Annotated in this window: 16 protein-coding genes; 2 read left to right on the plus strand and 14 right to left on the minus strand. The window is 37.9% G+C overall.

Annotated elements, in window-relative coordinates; all coding sequences use genetic code 11:
• Nucleotides 1–134: 134 nt before the first annotated feature.
• Together cbpB and fadH are read right to left on the minus strand one after the other, a co-directional pair.
• Nucleotides 135–578: a cyclic-di-AMP-binding protein CbpB gene (cbpB, locus tag I858_RS11550; protein ID WP_049693423.1), complete on the minus strand. Its 444-nt coding sequence runs from the start codon at nucleotides 576–578 to the stop codon at nucleotides 135–137.
• 101 nt (nucleotides 579–679) lie between these two features.
• Entirely contained in the window at nucleotides 680–1,447 is a 768-nt protein-coding gene (fadH, locus tag I858_RS11555) for a 2,4-dienoyl-CoA reductase (protein WP_049693424.1), read from the minus strand.
• Nucleotides 1,448–1,656: 209 nt separating this feature from the next.
• On the opposite strand from fadH, the gene I858_RS11560 reads away from it, so the two are divergent.
• On the plus strand, nucleotides 1,657–2,118 hold the full coding sequence (locus I858_RS11560; RefSeq protein WP_049693425.1) for a YkyB family protein: 462 nt from the start codon (nucleotides 1,657–1,659) through the stop codon (nucleotides 2,116–2,118).
• Nucleotides 2,119–2,229: 111 nt separating this feature from the next.
• Here the strand turns inward: I858_RS11560 and I858_RS11565 are convergent, their stop codons facing one another.
• From I858_RS11565 to I858_RS11585, 5 genes are all read right to left on the minus strand, one after another.
• Entirely contained in the window at nucleotides 2,230–3,090 is an 861-nt protein-coding gene (locus I858_RS11565; RefSeq protein ID WP_049693426.1) for an NAD(P)-dependent oxidoreductase, read from the minus strand.
• Nucleotides 3,091–3,269: 179 nt separating this feature from the next.
• Nucleotides 3,270–4,493 (minus strand): DUF4129 domain-containing protein, encoded by a 1,224-nt coding sequence (locus I858_RS11570; RefSeq protein ID WP_049693427.1) that lies wholly within the window; start codon nucleotides 4,491–4,493, stop codon nucleotides 3,270–3,272.
• Complete coding sequence (locus I858_RS11575; protein ID WP_049693428.1) at nucleotides 4,490–5,644, minus strand: DUF58 domain-containing protein; 1,155 nt, start codon at nucleotides 5,642–5,644, stop codon at nucleotides 4,490–4,492. The genes I858_RS11570 and I858_RS11575 overlap by 4 nt, the downstream gene beginning before the upstream one ends.
• On the minus strand, nucleotides 5,645–6,580 hold the full coding sequence (locus tag I858_RS11580; protein WP_049693429.1) for an AAA family ATPase: 936 nt from the start codon (nucleotides 6,578–6,580) through the stop codon (nucleotides 5,645–5,647).
• 24 nt (nucleotides 6,581–6,604) lie between these two features.
• Nucleotides 6,605–6,793: a hypothetical protein gene (locus I858_RS11585; protein WP_049693430.1), complete on the minus strand. Its 189-nt coding sequence runs from the start codon at nucleotides 6,791–6,793 to the stop codon at nucleotides 6,605–6,607.
• A gap of 198 nt (nucleotides 6,794–6,991) precedes the next feature.
• Between I858_RS11585 and I858_RS11590 the strand changes: the two genes are divergently transcribed.
• On the plus strand, nucleotides 6,992–7,606 hold the full coding sequence (locus I858_RS11590) for a CPBP family intramembrane glutamic endopeptidase (protein ID WP_049693431.1): 615 nt from the start codon (nucleotides 6,992–6,994) through the stop codon (nucleotides 7,604–7,606).
• A 256-nt stretch (nucleotides 7,607–7,862) separates the two neighbouring features.
• Here I858_RS11590 and I858_RS11595 read toward each other — a convergent pair whose 3' ends face one another.
• The 7 genes from I858_RS11595 to I858_RS11625 form a co-directional block, all read right to left on the minus strand.
• Nucleotides 7,863–8,306 (minus strand): MarR family winged helix-turn-helix transcriptional regulator, encoded by a 444-nt coding sequence (locus tag I858_RS11595; protein ID WP_049693432.1) that lies wholly within the window; start codon nucleotides 8,304–8,306, stop codon nucleotides 7,863–7,865.
• Between the two features lie 78 nt (nucleotides 8,307–8,384).
• On the minus strand, nucleotides 8,385–9,734 hold the full coding sequence (locus I858_RS11600; protein ID WP_049693433.1) for a TrkH family potassium uptake protein: 1,350 nt from the start codon (nucleotides 9,732–9,734) through the stop codon (nucleotides 8,385–8,387).
• 239 nt (nucleotides 9,735–9,973) lie between these two features.
• A complete protein-coding gene (locus tag I858_RS11605; RefSeq protein WP_049693434.1) occupies nucleotides 9,974–10,759 on the minus strand; it encodes a TerC family protein in 786 nt (261 codons plus the stop codon).
• Nucleotides 10,760–10,979: 220 nt separating this feature from the next.
• A complete protein-coding gene (locus I858_RS11610; protein WP_049693435.1) occupies nucleotides 10,980–12,059 on the minus strand; it encodes an SDR family oxidoreductase in 1,080 nt (359 codons plus the stop codon).
• A gap of 74 nt (nucleotides 12,060–12,133) precedes the next feature.
• Nucleotides 12,134–15,193, minus strand: coding sequence for an efflux RND transporter permease subunit (locus I858_RS11615; RefSeq protein WP_049693436.1), 3,060 nt, complete (start codon nucleotides 15,191–15,193; stop codon nucleotides 12,134–12,136).
• 402 nt (nucleotides 15,194–15,595) lie between these two features.
• Nucleotides 15,596–17,164: a peptide chain release factor 3 gene (locus I858_RS11620; RefSeq protein ID WP_049693437.1), complete on the minus strand. Its 1,569-nt coding sequence runs from the start codon at nucleotides 17,162–17,164 to the stop codon at nucleotides 15,596–15,598.
• 106 nt (nucleotides 17,165–17,270) lie between these two features.
• A complete protein-coding gene (locus I858_RS11625; protein ID WP_049693438.1) occupies nucleotides 17,271–18,731 on the minus strand; it encodes a UDP-N-acetylmuramoyl-L-alanyl-D-glutamate--2,6-diaminopimelate ligase in 1,461 nt (486 codons plus the stop codon).
• Between the last annotated feature and the right edge of the window lie 17 nt (nucleotides 18,732–18,748).

Raw genomic sequence — 18,748 nt, forward strand, 5'->3', positions numbered from 1 at the left:
TATCCCTCGTTTCATCAGCTTACAAAAAAGAGCTTAAAGCATAGATTAACTCATAACTTGTCTATATTCACGAATCTATTTTTTAAAGCATAAAAAAGGCCCCTCGTTAGGAGACCTTTCTACTGTTCGTATCGTTATTTTTTTAACTGATAAATTTGTTTTTTTAACTGCTTCAAAACGACACGTCGCGTCAAAATCCCCATAAACATTTCTTCATCATCTATGACACATAGAAAATTTTGATTGATGACCATATCAAGCGCTTTTTGAAAACGTTCGTTGATGTGAATCAAAGGAAGATCTTTTTCCATTATTTCTTCCACACGGATATCAGAAAGTCGTTCGTATTCTATATGATCCAAACCGAGAATTGCATCAGTTATTCGTTGTGCATTGATTAATCCCCGAAATCGGTATTTCGAATCAAGAACCGGAATAGCTGAATAACCCGTTTTCGTTAAAACGAGCAATGCATGTTCGGCACTGTTGCCCATTTGAACATGTGCAACTTTCTCGGAAGAAATGATATAGTCTTCGATCGGTGTTTCAAGAAAATCTTTGCTTGATAAAGAAATCATGCGCTCTACTCCTTTTACATTGCTTAAATAGATGCCACTATTCAGACTTTATCATAACACATCCAGATTCTTGAAACTATTTTAACGCCACAATAACTTACTTAAAAAGGAAATTTATTTAGCCATTGACCACCGTCCAATGTAACAATCTCTCCATTCATGTATGAAGCTTTATCAGACATAATAAAAGCTGCAAGCTCTGCAACTTCTTCAGGTTTTCCAAGTCTACCGAGAGGAATTGACTCTAGTGTCCGTTTGGCTGCTTTTTCAGATTCCCAAAGTTTTTCTGCGCCACCTGTTCGCTCGATAGGTCCTGGTGCAATGCCATTTACACGAATACCAAACTGCGTACCCCACTCGACAGCAAGCGTCCGTGTCAATGACATAACACCTGCTTTGGCTGCTGCTGAATGAGCAACTCCCGCTCCTGCATTCCAAGCATATGTTGCAAGCATATTGATAATATTGCCTTTCGAACCATTTTCAATCCAATAATTTCCGACTGCATGAGAACAGAAAAATGTTCCGTTTAAGACAATATCAATGACCGACTTCCAGCCATTTGGAGAAAGTTTTTCTGCATGGACAATAAAGTTTCCAGCCGCGTTATTTACTAAACCATCTACCCTACCAAACTTATCATGAGCAAACTTCACCATTGCTTTAGCATGTTCTGGTTCACGTACATCCATTTGAAACACTTCAACCGATCCACGCTCTCCTGCTATTGCTTTTACAGCTTCGTTTAATTTTTCCATATCTCGTCCTGTAATCACTACATTTGCTCCTTCAGAAGCAAATTTTTTAGCCATGTGAAGTCCCATCCCACTAGATCCACCTGTAACGATTATTGTTTGATCTGTAAACACATAAACATCTCCTTTGAATTAGATTGAATAGGTTGAACTTCCAATCTTTTTAACGAGATTTTACAGATTGTCTGATCTACCTTACGTAATAGAGTTCTACAAAGCCGGCGACTTCTCCTTTTATTAGGTCTGTTCATCTAGTATACAGTCCCTGAAAATTTTGATATGATGGGATTGAACTAGCTAATATATATGAAAGGAATGAGTTCATGCCAACCGCTAAATCAGATTCAGAAATTGCACAAGCTATTTTCACTGTTAACCGACATGCTAAAACGGCTCCCGATAATCATTATTTGTATACGCTGAAGAAAGAAGCATTGAATTTAATGATTTTGAAAAAACGTGCATTAAAAATTGGTTTACACTTCAGTAAAAACCCTCAGAAAAGTCAACAACAATCTTCAGTCCTCGTTAAATGTGGCAATTACTATTTTCATATGCTTCCCAAAAAAGAAGATTTTTCTTCACTTGAACATTTGGGGCATTTGGACGATACGTATCGAAATCCACCAAGTCGCATGAACTTAAAAGTAGCAAAAGAAATATTGCGTGTATTGACAGGCTTCGAACCACAAAAAAAAGAAGTCACTGCTTCAAATTTCACAAAATCCTATCAACCACGACCCATAGATCGATTTTACTCACCTAGAAAATCTTATTTTGATTAATAATTATACATGAGGTTATCTTGTCAAAATTCACAAATCAAAAACCAGCAGAGAAAAATGAATCATTTTTCTCTGCTGGTTTTATTTGGGCTTATAGAATAACTCTGTTTATTATGATCTGTAGTATTTAATTAAGGTTTGCGTTCCATTGTCTTCATGTCCTTCTGCTGCTACTTTTTCGAACATCGCCAACGATAGACGCAGACCTGGTAAATCTAATCCCCAGTTTTCGGCTTCATCTGCTGCAATTTTCATATCTTTTATAAAATGTTTAATATAAAATCCAGGTCGGAAATCTTCATTGATCATTTTAGGTGCTAAATTAGATAACGACCATGAACCCGCTGCACCTGAGGAAATAGATCGCAACACACGCTCTGGATCTAATCCCGCTTTTTCTGCGTAAATGAGTGATTCACAAACACCAATCATATTGCTAGCAATATTGATTTGGTTGCACATTTTAGTATGCTGTCCTGCACCAGCAGGTCCTTGAAATACAATATTTTCTCCAAACAAATTAAGAATGTGGGAAATTTGCTTATAGATGTCTTTTTCTCCACCAATCATAATGGATAAGACTCCATTTCTTGCGCCAATATCTCCACCTGAAACAGGTGCATCTAGTGCATGTAATCCTTTTTCTGTAGCTGCCTCAAAAATACGTTGAGCTAATTTTGGCTGCGACGTTGTCATGTCCACAAGAACCGTACCTTTTTTGGCATTTGCCAATAATCCTTGTTGTCCAAAATAAACTTGTTCCACATCAGAAGGATATCCTACCATGGTAAAAATCACTTCACTATTTCCAGCTACTTGCTGTGGAGAATCCACGAGCATCGCACCTGCTTCTACTAAATTTTCTGCTTTTTTAGCAGTACGTGTATAAATAGAAACCTCGTGTTTGTCATCGAGTAGATGCTTTACTAAGCTATTGCCCATGACGCCGGTTCCAATAAATCCGAGCTTCATATGTATATCCTCCTTTTGTCTTCACCTTCAGTCTAGCAAATTTTTTTGGGAAGTACACTTATACGTACAAAAAGAACTCCCAAATAAAAAAGAAGCCGACCCGTAAACGGGCCGACCACAAAAGGGGGAAATGAGAATGTTGCTGTGTTCAAGTATACTATGCCCCTCTTAAACAACATTCAAACATTTTCTTTCAAATAAATTTCCTTTATTTTTTCAATCTCAGCAATAAACTTTGTTGCTTGTGATTGAGGCAATTGTTTATCTCCATAACGAACACGGTCATAAGTGTTATAAAAAGAGTCAGTTACATCCCATTGCATTCGTCTTACCCATTCTCGAACCGTTTCGTAATCTTCTCGTCCCAAATCTACGCTATTCGCCGCTCTTTCAAGTTCTCGAAACACTTCTCTAATTTGATGCAAATTTATTGTGCTTTCCGTAGACTTTGTAGCAAGTGAAACGACAGATTCCGTTGAATTGTGATCGTATCTTTTAATGCTACTTACACTTTCTTTAACTGGTACTTGTATATCTGGCTTTACTTTTCTTAACCATAAAACAAGTACAATAATGCATGCTAGCACAATGAAACTTAGTAAAATTTCAACTGGAAAGTCTGTGGAGGAAATGTCGCTCACTACTGTTTCATTTTGCACGGCTTCTTCGTCAGGACCTAGTTTATCGATAGTTTCTTGCATTTCCTCTTCTGGTGACAAGCCCGACAAAAATTCACTAATCTGCTCTAGCACCAGTGCAAGTGGCCAAAAGACAATTCGAATCATGCCTCCTAAAACCCAACCTACCCCACTACGAACTTCATCGGCGATAAAAAAAGTAACGAATGCCGCTATCGTGGGTATGCTTAACAAAATGCCCCATAAGGTGATCGCTTGCCCAAAGTGTGCACCGTCCAATTTGGAGTAAAGGTAATGATACAATAAATGGCTAGTCACATAAAACAACACCCCCATTGGTACAATGGTGAAAAGTAAACGACTTGACTGCTCATCGGGATTTAATAGAAGAAAAACCCAGCATACACTAAAGACTACAAGAAACTTCATTAAAAAGTGATGTCCCGTATTAAATTCATCATAATAGCTTGAATATCTTTCATGAAGCATATAGACAAGCAATATTCCTAAAATTAGCACTAGCCATAAAGGAACGTTCATCATCCACATACTAACTGCTAGAATACTTGAAATACCAATTACCCATAGTAATTGATAAGAAAATTTCGAAAAAAAAGCAAAAGCGATTATTGAAGCGAAAAATGCTCCTAACAACCAACTCCAAGCAACAGGCAACACCATTTCTTGAGACACAAACACCAACACTAAAGAAATAATAAAAGCATCCAGCATAAAATAGATGCTAGAAATCAAACGTGAACTCATGCTAACTCACGCTCCTGTCTATTTGGCAAAATCGTAAGTTCTGTTTGCATACTCCATTTGGTTATAAAGCGTAGCGCTTCTTTTGGCTTATCGGTTAATAAATACGTTGTGTAAGGTAATTCTGTATGAATATCCAAATGACCCAACATTGTACTGTAAGGCAGCGTCGCATTGTTTTTGGAAATAATAGAAAGTAGTTCTAATGCTTGTTGCCGTTGCTTTTGCCCAAGCCCTGTAGACAAATACAAATAGGGCATCTTTCCAGCAGAACGAACGTTGACTGCCACTGCATAAGGAATTCCAGCGCTAAAGCAATTTTCGACATACGAAGCCAATTCTTCAATACGTTCTTCTAAATCGTGAATAGTGCCATAATGTGCTGAAACATTCAGCGCAAAAAGCATGGACTCATTTGCTACTTGCGAAAAGATTTTAGTTTGGTAATTTTGCATTCTGACACTAGCTTTCCAGTGAATTTGATTAAACTGATCTGTTGACACGTAATCACGCGTGCCAATTGGCTGAAAGGCATCATCAAATAAAGAATGTTTTAAATTAAACTGACCTGGCTTTTGAGGAGAAGGTGTATAGCCAAAAGAGTATTTCTGAAGCTTAGGAAAAACAAGTTGCTCGTGAAGTATTCTCGGTTGATACTCTAAAGTGATGCTCGCTTCTCCAAAAGGATGTGGAATGAGTACTTCCATTTTTGTAATACGAGAGATTCCTCGTCTATTACCTGTGAGTGGTACTTCTATTTCAATGGTCTGCTTATGACCGATCGTAAAAGGCAAATCAAGTTCTATAACATCGCCAAAACTGACATTCTGTCTTCCTATTGGCTCTACAGTATGATGAAACCAAATTTTTAAATGACCACCCCAAATTGGTAAACCCTCATTATGAAAAACAAGTTGCCAAGAAGATTCTCCCTCATAAAGTACGCGTTTTCTCAGTCGTTCATTTTGAAAAACTAATTTCTTTCCTGCTTGCCTCAAGTAAATCAATTGCAAGCTCACTGCTGCCACAACAAAAATAATGGCAGCCGCAGCGGCAAACTGTAAAAAGGCCATAGCCATAATAAATAAGACTAGTAAAAACCCCAATACCCACTTCATATTTTTGGCATCTTCATCGTGGCGTATCCAAAGCATCTAAAATGCCTCTACCGGTGAAGAAACTGAAGTTAAAATTTCACGTAAAATTGCAACAGGATCTTGAACCAGCATTCCTTCAGCTGTCAGCATCAAGCGATGTACAGCTACAGGCTCTAATATGTATTTGACATCATCTGGTGTTACATAATTTCGTCCTTCAATAAAGGCTCGTCCTTGTGCAGCATGAACGAGTGCTAGAGCGGCTCTTGAACTTAAACCAAGTTCTATAGACAAGTGCTCACGTGTAGCACGAACTAATGCCAATATATACGTCTCAATATCTTCGTGAACAGCTACTTTTTCTGCTTCGTCATGCCATTTTCTTACGTCTTCTACTGAAGCAACCGGAAAAATTTCTTTTTTATGAGAAACGTTGTCACGGAAATTCCGAATAATTGCAAGTTCTTCTTCATACTCTGGATAACCAATTTCTAGGCGGAACAAAAAGCGATCAAGTTGAGCTGCTGGAAGTGGAAACGTTCCTTGTTGAGATTCAACAGGATTTTGTGTCGCAATAACAATAAATGGATTTGGTAATTGAAGCGTTTCGCCATCAATGGTTGCTTGTTTTTCTTCCATTGATTCTAATAAACTTGATTGCGTTCTTGGCGTTGCACGGTTGATTTCGTCTGCCAATAATAAATTGGTTTGCACTGGACCTGCTCTAAGTTCAAATTCTTGTGTTTTCGGATTAAAAAAACGTATGCCTGTCACATCAGATGGCAACACATCCGGTGTAAATTGAATTCGTTGAAATTGACCCGCAAATGACCCCGCAAAGGCTTTAGCCATCCATGTCTTGCCTGAACCTGGTACACTTTCAAGCAAGACATGACCTCCTTGAATTAAAGCAATTAACATAAAATCAAGTTCTTTTTTTCTACCTACCACTAACTGATTTAACTGTGCTTTTGTTTGTGCTAACTTTTCCACTCGATCGCCTCCATTTGTATGTGTTTACTTTGATGGTTCTACTGTATACGTGTAAATGGTTGTACCGTGATGATATGCTGCACCTCTAAAGTGTTTAAAATCTTCACGTGTAATCAATACTGCTCGAAATTCTAAAAAATCTTCTTTTTCAATCGTCAGTGATTCGATCGAGCCATTCTTTAACTCTTCTAGTTGCTGGTTGTAGTCAGTCATAAAATGTTCCCCTTTTGCCTTAGTTTTAATAAACTCTTCTGTTATAATACTAAACGAATGATAAATAACGTATCTTTGCAAAGTTATTACGAAACAGATTTGTTAAAAACCTGCGCTAGGCATTAGTATACAACAAGTAAACAAGTTGAACATCTTTGCACATAAAGTGAACGCGTCTTTTTTTTTAGGAGGATTTACATGATTAACTTTTTAAAGCAACATCCGTTGATTTTGATGTTGCCGTTAGCTTTTTATCTTTACGATTTAGCTTTTGAAAACACTGCTATTTTTTGGTATATGTACACTTTTGCCATGTTGATATTAATGTCGCTTGCTATTGTATTTGTTAAAATCTTTGATGAACTTGTGACGTGGAAATCATTAACTTATGGCACAGGTTTTGGTTTACTTATTTACAGTATTTTTGCATTAGGCTTTCAGTTGTTGCTCTTAACGCCTTTTAATATAACTGAATCAGTTGGAGATTTTTTAGCTAGCTATGCACCTTTCTCAATTTGGCATTACTTACTTCTCATGTTTATTATCGTACCGAGTGAAGAAGTTTTTTGGAGAGGTCTTGTCCAACAGAAACTAAAACAATACCTTCCTGTTTCTTTAGCAGTTACAGCAAGTTCTATACTTTTCGGATTAGCGTTGATACTGATTGGATTTTGGCCTGGAGCTTTGGCAGGCGTCATAGCAGGATTGATTTTAGGATTTCTGTACGAATGGAAAAAAAGCATGCCTGTTATCATTGTCGCTCATTTAGTAATGATTGTTGTGCTGTTTCTTATTTTTCCTTTATCAGTTTAATATAGTGTTTTCCCTCTTAACAGTTGTCTAATGAACAACTGTTAAGAGGGAATTTTTATGAAGATTTTTTTACTACTGTCTACTCTGACGATTCTGTTGAAACAAAGAAGATAGCACTTCTATAACAAGTACGGACAAAGCAGTCAACGCTACAGAAGACTTTGTTAAAATTACATAAATTCCCATATCTACACAAAACTGAACGTAATTTTAAAAAGAAGAAAAGGCCATCCGAATTTCGGATAACCTTCTCTTCTCAGTAAGATAAATCTTTAATCGACAATCCCAGTTTTTTCATTAATTCGATGGCTTGATCTTTTTCTTCGCTTGTTAAGGCCTCTGTTAATTCATGTAAGTTTTGTTCGTGCCCCGGAAAAATTGCAGCCATAAACTCTTTGCCTGCTTCCGATATTTCTGCGTACGTTATACGACGATCGCTCGGGCTGTTAACGCGTGTAATATACCCTCTTTTTTCAAGTTTATCAATTACATACGTAATTGATCCACTTGCTAACAAAATTTTTCCCCCTATTTTTTGAAGAGGTTGCTTTCCTTTATGGTATAGCAACTCTAAAACAGCAAACTCGGTGGGATTGACGCCATTTGCTTGAAAAAAATGATTTGTTTGCTCAGTGATTGCTTTATGTGCACGTGATAGCACAATGAATAATTTTAGCGATTGTTTAATGTCTTCATTCATCTGACTCACTCTTTCTACTTTTTAAACTCCACTGTCCTGATTATAGTCTTTTTTCACTAGAAAGGCATCCTGTAAGGGTTAGCCAATAATTACGCGTTCTTTTGGATAATGGAACTTGGTCGGATCATTTTTACCGCCTATTGTGAATAAGAAAGAAATCAATCCCACACGCCCTACGAACATTAATGCCATAATGATAAACTTACCGACTTCTGATAAATCACTAGTAATTCCAAGCGACATACCACATGTTCCAAAAGCAGAAGTGATTTCAAATATGATTTCGACTACCGTTGCTGTAGGTTCAGTAACCAGTAACGCAAGTGTAGCAGCAAAGACGATAAAAAATGCTAAGAAAATAACGGCAAACGCTCGAAAGACATCAGTTAACTCGATTTCACGTCTGAAAATTTGAATAGTGTTTTTTCCTCGCGCAAAATTAATCAGAAACAAAATCGCAATCGCAAAAGTCGTAGTACGGATTCCGCCCCCAGTAGAACTTGGAGATGCTCCGATGAACATTAATGCGCTCATAAAAACATTTGTCGCATCACTAAATTGTGTGATGTCTACGGTCACCAGTCCAGCTGAACGCGTTGAAACTGAATGAAAAATTGCTGCAAACATGGACTCGTGCCAACTCATTGCTTTAAATGCTTTAACAGATTCCAACAAGAAAATTCCTATGGCTCCTACTACAAGTAATACAGCAAAAATACTTGTTGTAATTTTTGTGAAAAGAGAAAAACGAAAGTGCTTTTTTTTGTTGGATATAAATTCTTTTACTTCAATCAAAACAGGAAAACCGATAGCTCCTAAAATAATCAGAATCATATTCATGATTTGAACAAAATAATCGTTAAAATAAGGCATCAATGATTCGCCCGTAATATCGAAGCCAGCATTAGTAGTCGCTGTAATAGCGCCAAAAACACCATGAAGGAGGGCTTCTTGGAACGTTGAGAAATACTGTGTAAAATAAATTGTCAGTATAATTGCACCAACCGCTTCTATTAGCAACATTATTTTCACAATTTCCCGAATTAGTTTAACAACGCCTGAAATACTCGACTGATTGTGATCCACCATGATTAGTTGGCGTTCACGTAATCCAATGCGTTTACCTACGAGAAGCCAGAAAAACGTTCCAATAGACATAATGCCAATTCCTCCTAACTGGAGGATGAACATCAATACAACAACACCGAATACTGAATAAGTTTCACTAATATTGATCACCGATAACCCTGTGACACTTATTGCACTTACCGCAGTAAACAAGCTATCGATTAGCGGAATGGTCATCCCGGGCTTATGAACATTTGGTAACCTCAATAATGAGAAGGAAACAGCAATTGCCACAAAATAATACGCCACGATAACCTGTGCTGGTGTAAGATTCCGTACTTTTTGAAATGATTTATTCATAAGACATTGATTCCCTTCAGCGTTTTACTCTCTTCTCATTCTATGAAAAGAATAGACAAAAAGAAAGAGAAATCGACAATCTATTTCAGATAGATTTTAGAATTCTCTCTATATCTGTCATATTACCATAAAGAAACGGTTTACTAGATTTCACTGGCGTAAGTTTCTTCTTAATCTTTAATACAAAAAGATGCAATGGAATTATATCCATTGCATCTTTTTAACACTTGTTCAAGCATTTAGTGATTTTCTTGCTCTTTGTTTTGCTTAACTCCTAAAATACCACCTACAACAACAATACCAAGTAATACTGACCAAAAGACCAGCGTCCAAGGTGTAGAATGTGGGAAGTCTTCAGGAAGTATACCCACGTTTTCATGAGACAAAGTCATAACGAGTAGCTTTATTCCAACCCATCCAACAATAACAAATGCTGCTGTTTCGAGTTGCGGATATTTTTCTAGCAACTGTACAAATTTGTGTGCTGCAAATCGCATGATAATTACACCAATTAATCCACCAGCAAGCATGACCATAAACTGACCTGAGTTAATACCACCAATATCCTTCAGGCCAAACACATCCAAATGTGGCAACGTAACTGCCAAAGCCACAGCTGCTAGCATTGAGTCGATAGCAAATGCGATATCAGCTAGTTCAACTTTCAAAACCGTCATCCAAAAACCAGAACCTTTTTTCTTTGGTTTTGCATCAACGCCTTCAAGAATTTCATCTGTATCTCCTTTACGCTGATCGTATATACTCTTAATCGAAATAAACAACAGATAAGCCGCGCCAAGTGCTTGAATTTGCCAAATGTTAACCAATAGCGTAATCATAAATAACGCCGCAAAACGGAACACAAAAGCTCCTACTAATCCATAAAATAACGCTTTTTTCTGTTGTGCTTTTGGTAAATGCTTAACCATTACTGCCATTACCACTGCGTTATCTGCAGCTAGTAAACCTTCAAGTCCTACTAAAACCAATAAGACCCAGGCATACTCCAATAAAATTGCTTCCATTCTGCTTTCTCCTCCTGTTTTTTGCCAACAAAAAAGACCCTTGCCTAAATAAAGGCAAAGGTCTCGCTAAGCAAATTTCGTCTGCTATCACAACCGATGGCTACTAACCATGTATTGACGACTGTGAAATAGGTTTCCCTATAGCTACTCCCCTTGACTGAAAGTCAAAGTATATTGAGTTGTATTGCTAGTATAGCATCTTTTTATACGCCATGAAAGTTTAAGTAATAGTGACTTGAAAGTTTTTGTCATTTTTATGTACATTGTAAAACTCGACCATTTTAGGCATCGTTTCTAAAAAATCTGTACAACAAATATTACTCTCTTTTAACAAGCGATTAACATTTTGAGTATCAAAATCAGCAGACCACGTCAAATAATCCAAAGTTTCAATTTCAACGCGTAAAAATTTTCTCACAGTGGCTAACGACAACGACATTTTAGCTAACCTATGTGGCAACCGGCCTTTTGGGTTTTTTCCAGTCATTAAATACACCATTCTCCGATAAACTTCTTCTACGGGATGCGGATGAGGATCTGTCAGATGAACAGTTTGACCAGCTGCCTCATTTAATTTACTTAAATAAATAGAAGCATTTAAAATATAATCAATCGGCACTACATTGATGTACGATTTAGAATAGCCTACGAAAGGAATATACGGCAAATATTTAACACGGTCAATCAAATTAAGGAAAAAATAAGGTCCATCAAATTTAATGGTTTCTCCTGTAGTAGAATGTCCACGGACGATTCCAGGTCGAATAATGGTTACTGGCAAGGTTTTCTTTAGCTCATCTACAAGCAACTCTGCTTCGAATTTAGTTTCTTCATAAAAATTTTTAAAAGCTTGAGGACGTTTTAAGTCTCTTTCATAAATTGTTCCTTGTCGATTTCCAGCAACATAAGCCGTACTGAAATAAATATAACGCTTAAGATTTGATAATTCTGCTACAAATCTATTTACAAAACGTGTTCCTTCTACATTCACTTTCCATGCAATGTCTCTTGGAACAGCTAAGTCATAAATAGCTGCTAAATGCCAAAAAATGATTTCTTTATTTTTAAGATAGTCTTTATCATTTTCAGTAAGTGCTAAACCTTGTTTAGTTATATCTCCTTCAATTAGCTTAATCGCTCGACAATTTGTTTCCTTTTCAATACGCTCGGCTTCTTTTTCTGCTTTTACTCGTTCAGACGATAAGATAATAGCCGTAATCAGTTTGCCTTTTTGTGCATGCTTATAAATTAATTGACTCGTGATAAATCCTGGAAATCCAGTAAACACTACTTCAGTCATTACTTCAGCCCCTTTTCTTTCATCATACTAAACTTTCTGATGATTTACAGCCAAAAAAAAGTAAACCCGAAGGCTTACTTTTTATTCATTCTTCTTGTTTGTCGATCAAAAAGACTGTAGACAATTGGCACTATATAAAGTGACAATAACGTCGAACTAATAAGTCCACCAATTACTGTAATTCCCATCGGCTGATTAATTTCAGTACCTTCTCCTATACCGATCGCCAAAGGAAGCAATCCTAGAATGGTTGTTAACGCCGTCATTAAAATCGGACGACGACGATCATGAACAGAAGTGACAATGGCATCATAAGAATCCATACCGGCTTCTTTACGTTGATTGATATAGTCAACCAATACAATCCCATTATTAACGACAATCCCGACTAGCACAAGCAATCCGATAACGGCAGTAATGCTGACGGGTGTTTGCGTAACGAATAATGCAATCGCTACGCCAATCGCCATCAATGGAACAGTGAACATAATAACGAGTGGATACTTAAAGGATTCGAATTGTGCAGCCATAACAATATAGACAAGCACAATGGCTAGTAAGACAGCTAGTAGCATATCGTTAATGGAGTTATCTAGTAATTCTCTATCTCCGCCAAACGAAATCATTGTATCATCGCTTAGCTCCAACTCTTCAATAGTCTTATCTACTTGATCGGCCATGTCTCCTAGTGTAATACTCGATTGGTGTTGCAAAGTAAAGGAAACACTATCTGCTTGGTCGACCCGTTGGATGCTAACAGGACCTTGAGCAACTTCAATGTCAGCTAACTCTTGAAGCTCAACAAATTCTCCTGAAGGAGTCCGTAAAGAAAGTGTTCGAAGCTTTTCAAGACTATTTCGTTCTCCTTCTTCATAAGCCACATAAACGCTGAGAACTTCATCGTTTTCCGTTAATACTTGAGTCGCCAAAACTCCGCGTGTGATGTTATTGACAGATTGTGCTATTTGAACCGGTGGTAAGCCATATTCTGTGGCGGCTTCACGGTCGATAGTCATCTGGATTTCATCAATGGTTTCTTGACGATCGTTAGTTAATTCCGTTACTTCTGGAAGCTCTGTCAAAGCAGATTCAATATCAGCGACTGCTTGATCCAGTCTTGAACGATCTGTATCTGTCACAGTGAAGGATAAAGTATTTGGTGAAGAACCTGCAGCTGTTTGCAAATTAAAACTAACAAGTGCACGATCCCCGACAGTCTCTAGAACACGTGGTTGCACATCGTCTACAAAGTCAAAAACAGAGCGGTCACGATCTGCTAAATCTACTAATTTTACGTAAATTTCAGCAACATTCGTTTCTGCTGATCCTTGTGCTTGTCCTTGTTGTGTCGAACCCACTAAACTAACATACACGTCAACATCTTCTTCAAGCTTTAGTTCATCTTCTATCAAATTGACCACTTCGTCTGTCGCAGTTTTAGAAGATCCATTTTCAAGCTCGACAGACACACTGACGAAGCCTTCATCTGTAGCAGGAATAAATTCTGTTCCAACTTGCATAATGCCAAAAGCACCCACTAATAGCAAAACGAGTGCTGTAAACAACACAATAATTCTGTGTCGTAAAGCCCAAACAACCGATCCTTCAAATATTTTGACGCTCTTTGAAGTCTCTCTTTGCACTTTCGGCTTTTTACTCGGTTTGCCCAGCATTCTTGATGCCATCATTGGAATAACAGTCAAAGCAACCGCTAAAGATGCAACCAGGCTAAACGAAATGGTTAAAGCAAATTCAAAGAAAATTTCTCCTATCAATCCTGATATGAATATGACAGGTATAAACACAGCCACAGTTGTGAGAGTAGAAGCAATAATCGCACCTGAAACTTCTTTTGCCCCTTCAGAGGCAGCTTTTTTAGCATTCTTACCCATCGCCAAATGGCGTTCAATATTTTCGATAACAACAATGGCATTGTCTACTAGCATTCCGATTCCTAGAGCCAATGCGCCTAAGGTTAAGATATTCAAAGCAAAGTCGGCAAAAAACATAAGAACAAATGTAACAATAACCGAATAAGGAATAGCTACACCGATAATGATTGGACTTTTAATGCCACGCAGGAAAAAGAAGAGAACCAGCATAGCAAAAATTCCACCCAAGATCAAAGTCTGCCCAATATTGCTGATAGCGAGTTTGACGTAATCGCCTTGGTCAAACAAAATATCTGCTTGTACTCCTTCAAAACGCTCTTCACTCAGTAATTCATCTAATCTTTCTTGGAAAGCATCTGAAACTTCAGCAGTATTAGCTTGAGATTCCTGAAGAGCAGATAGCAATACTGCTGGCTCTTCATTCGTTCTTGTTTCACTATTATTTTGACGCTCACTCAAATCAACTTTGGCGACATCAGCAATTGTCACATTATCTCCATCTACTGGATCAATGGTTAAAACAAGATCTCGTATTTCCTCTACATTTGTCAAAGTGCTAATAATACGTGTAGTTAAATTGCGACCATCTTGAGTTTCAATGGGTTCGCCAGGTAGTGAAATATTATTGGCTTGAATCAATTGCACAACGTCTGATTGTTGCAAGCCACGCTCTTCAAGTGCCGCTTGATCTAATTCAATTTGGATTTCTTCTATTAAAGAACCTGAAACGTTAACACTTGCTACCCCTTCTGTTTGACGGAGCTCTGTTTCTAATTCTTCTGCAATGACACGCACATCTGCATCTGGATCACTCGAACGCAACGACAATTGCAAAATTGGAAATTGAGACGGATCAAACTTTAAAAACCGTGGATCATTTGAATCATCAGGAATGGGTGTTTGGTCGATTCGTTGCGCAATATCTGTTTGCACGTCATCGATATTTGTCGACCAATCAAATTCCAAAAGGATAAAATTCGAGCCTTCTTGGCTATTCGATTGAATCGATTTAATCCCTGGTAAAGTTGCTAAATTCGCTTCTAACGGCTTCGTAATTTTTTCACTAACTTCTGTTGGACTCGCACCTGGATAATTAGTTACGACAACACCAATTGGTGGATTGAGTTCTGGTATTAGTGTGATGGGTATGCGTGAAAATGACACTGCTCCCAAAATAATGATTAAAAACATAATGACCAGTGTAAAGACAGGTCGTTTGATCGAAAAGTCGCTTATTTTCATTGCTTCCAACCCTCTCTTTACTTTGTTCTTATATCATAAGAAAAATTAGTTCTAACCGCAAATTTTATAGAGCGTGTTCACTTATCTGCCATATTTTTAAAAAAACAAAAAAAACCTGCCGAAGCAGGTTTCACACTGTAGACAAAGTCTATCTAAAATGAATAGCAGAAAATCAACCCAACCGGTCTGGCCACTTCTCTTTCCTGCGGAGTCTTCAGCTTTCGCTGTCCCACGGAAGTCTCCGTGGCCAGACCGATTACTATACTGAAAAAGACCAGGCTATTCATCCGTTTTTTATTCAGAGGATCTTAAATCTTTTGGTAGTTTAGGATGCGGAGCGCAAACTGGCGAAGGGCAAAGAACTCCTCTTGCATCGCTGCTCTAGCTTTGGCAGGTTTCAGTTTACAGTAGGCTATAAAGGCGGATATTCGAATTTTTGTCTTGGAACCAACGTGTCGCAAACTCGTTTTCAAATAAAAAGACATATCGATTGAAACGGTCACGAACTAACATAGAACGACCGCTAGACATTGATTCTTTAACATCTTCTTCATTTTCAATCCACCGCGCAATTTTCGAACCGATTGGTTCCATACGCACATCTACATTGTATTCATTTTTCATCCGGTGTTCGAATACTTCAAATTGAAGTTGTCCAACGGCACCTAAAATGACTTCTTCTAAATGAAGTGTTTTATAGTACTGAATTGCACCTTCTTGTACCAGCTGAAGAATTCCTTTATGAAAATGTTTTTGTTTCATAACGTTTTTAGCAGTTACTTTTACAAAAAGTTCTGGAGTAAATTGTGGTAAATTTTCGAACTGAAATTTCTTACCGCTCGTAATTGTATCTCCAATTTGATAATTTCCTACATCATGCAAACCAATAATATCACCAGCAACTGCTTCGTTAACCATTTCACGATCATCAGCTAAAAACTGAGTAGTTTGGGATAGCTTAATACTTTTTCCAGTGCGTGCCAAAGTAACGTTCATTCCACGTTCAAATTTGCCAGACACAATGCGGACAAACGCAATACGATCACGATGAGCAGGATTCATATTGGCTTGGATTTTAAAGATAAATCCTGAAAATGGCATTTCAATTGGATCAACGATATCTCCATCCTGTGTCATACGCGGTTGAGGTGGTGGCGCAAATTGCAAATACGTTTCAAGAAATGTTTCCACACCAAAATTAGCTAATGCGCTACCGAAGAAGACAGGTGTTAATTCACCTTTTTTAACACGGTCAATTGAAAAGTCGTTGCCCGCTTCGTCCAATAATTCGATATCTTCCATCGCTTGTGTGTAATATGATGTTTTTTTCATGTCATGGTCTTCGATTAATCGCCCATTTTCATCAAGCTCGAGAAAACGTTCTCCTTCTGAACGGAAAGGTTCCACACGTTTGTTATAGCGATCATAAATACCAAGGAATTCTTTCCCCATGCCAATTGGCCAGTTCATTGCGTACGATTGAATACCGAGTACTTCTTCTAACTCTTCCATCAACTCTAATGGTTCTTTTCCTTGACGATCCATTTTGTTGATAAAAGTAAAGATTGGAATTCCACGCATTTTGCAGACTTTGAATAGTTTGACTGTTTGCGCTTCTATTCCTTTAGCTACGTCAATAATCATTACCGCACTATCGACTGCCATTAACGTACGATACGTATCTTCACTAAAATCTTGGTGACCAGGAGTATCTAAAATATTAACGCGATTTCCATCATAATCAAATTGCATAACAGAAGATGTTACAGAAATACCGCGTTGCTTTTCAATTTCCATCCAGTCGGATGTTGCAAACTTCCCACTTTTCTTGCCTTTAACTGTTCCAGCGTCACGAATAGCACCACCGAACAATAATAATTTCTCTGTTAATGTTGTTTTACCAGCATCTGGGTGAGAGATGATGGCAAAGGTTCTTCTATTTTGAATTTCATTCGTTAATTGGTCCGGCATGTTTATACGCTCCTTTAATCTACTCTCTTCATATTAGAGAAGCACGCTGAAAAAAACAAGGGATTTTAACGTCCACAGAAAAAAGAAGCCTCGTGAGGCTTCTTTTTTATCGAAATTTTTTCATTGCTTCTTGTATTGCAATTTCTTTATCGCTATGCGGATACTTTGTATTGCCGATGATTTGGAAATCTTCATGTCCTTTTCCTGCAAAAATAATAATGTCACCCGCTTGTGCTTGTTGCACTGCATGAATAACAGCTTCTTTTCGGTCACCGATGCAAACAAAATTTTCGTGAGTCATGCCTGTTTGTAAATCAGCTAAAATGCTGTCGTATGCTTCATCCCGTGGGTCGTCTGTTGTTAACACGACATAATCTGCAACAGATGCTTTTTCAGCCATAATTGGACGTTTGGTTTTATCACGATTGCCACCTGTTCCAACAAGGAAAATAATACGATTTGTTTTGAAATCTGCTACGGCATTGATCGCTTTTTCAATAGCATCCGGTGTATGAGCATAATCGATAAACATAGAAATAGGCACGTCTATTTCTATTTGTTCCATGCGTCCTTCTACTGGCGCAATTAATGCTAGTGCCTTCAAGATTTCTTCTATCTTATAACCTTCTGCATACAAAGCCGCGATAGCAGCTAATGCATTCGAGACATTGAATTCACCTAACAAAGTCATAGAAACAGAAAACTCACCTTCTACACAAGTTAACGTAAAAGTAGTTCCGGTATGCATCAAGTTGATATTCTTCGCTTGGAATTGCGCTTTGTTGTGAATTCCATACGTATAAACAGGATGCGATGTTGTTTTTGCGATTTCGTAAGACCACGGATCGTCAGCATTCAAGATGGCTTGCTTTTGATTTGCTAAATCTTGACCTAATTGTGAAAAAAGCAATGCTTTTGCATGACCATACTCTTCCATCGTTCCATGAAAATCCAAGTGATCATGGGTTAAATTAGTGAAAATCGCTGTATCAAATTCCACGCCAGCTAAACGCCCGAGAATCAAGCCATGTGATGAAACTTCCATTGTCATGTGTGAGCAATCTTCATCTCGCGCACGTGCAATCATTTGTTGCGTCGTTAATGCATCATTTGTCGTATTCGCTGACGGATGCAATTCACCATTTAAATTAAAACCAATTGTTCCTGACAATGCTGACTTTTCCCCTAACTCCATTAGTAGGGAATGCAAAATTCCAGCAACACTGGTTTTACCATTAGTCCCCGTAATTCCAATCATATGCAAAAGTTTCGATGGGTATTCGTAAAATTTAGCGGCAAACTGCCCTAAAACTCGCGTTGTGTCATCGACGATTAACACTGTCGCATTATCTATCGCCATTGGCTTTTCAGCTACGATTAAGGTCGCACCTCTATTCGCTGCTTGTTGCGCAAAGTCATGACCATCCACTGTATAGCCCACAATGCAAATGAACATAGAATCCGCTTGAATATCACGAGAATCGATTGTCATATGCTGGATTTGTTCAGGCAATGCTCCTTCAAGTTGCTTGTAAGGAATTGCTGAAAGTAATTCTTTGCTATTCATGAAAACCCTCTCCTAAC

The organism is Planococcus versutus, from assembly GCF_001186155.3.
GTDB lineage: Bacteria > Bacillota > Bacilli > Bacillales_A > Planococcaceae > Planococcus > Planococcus versutus.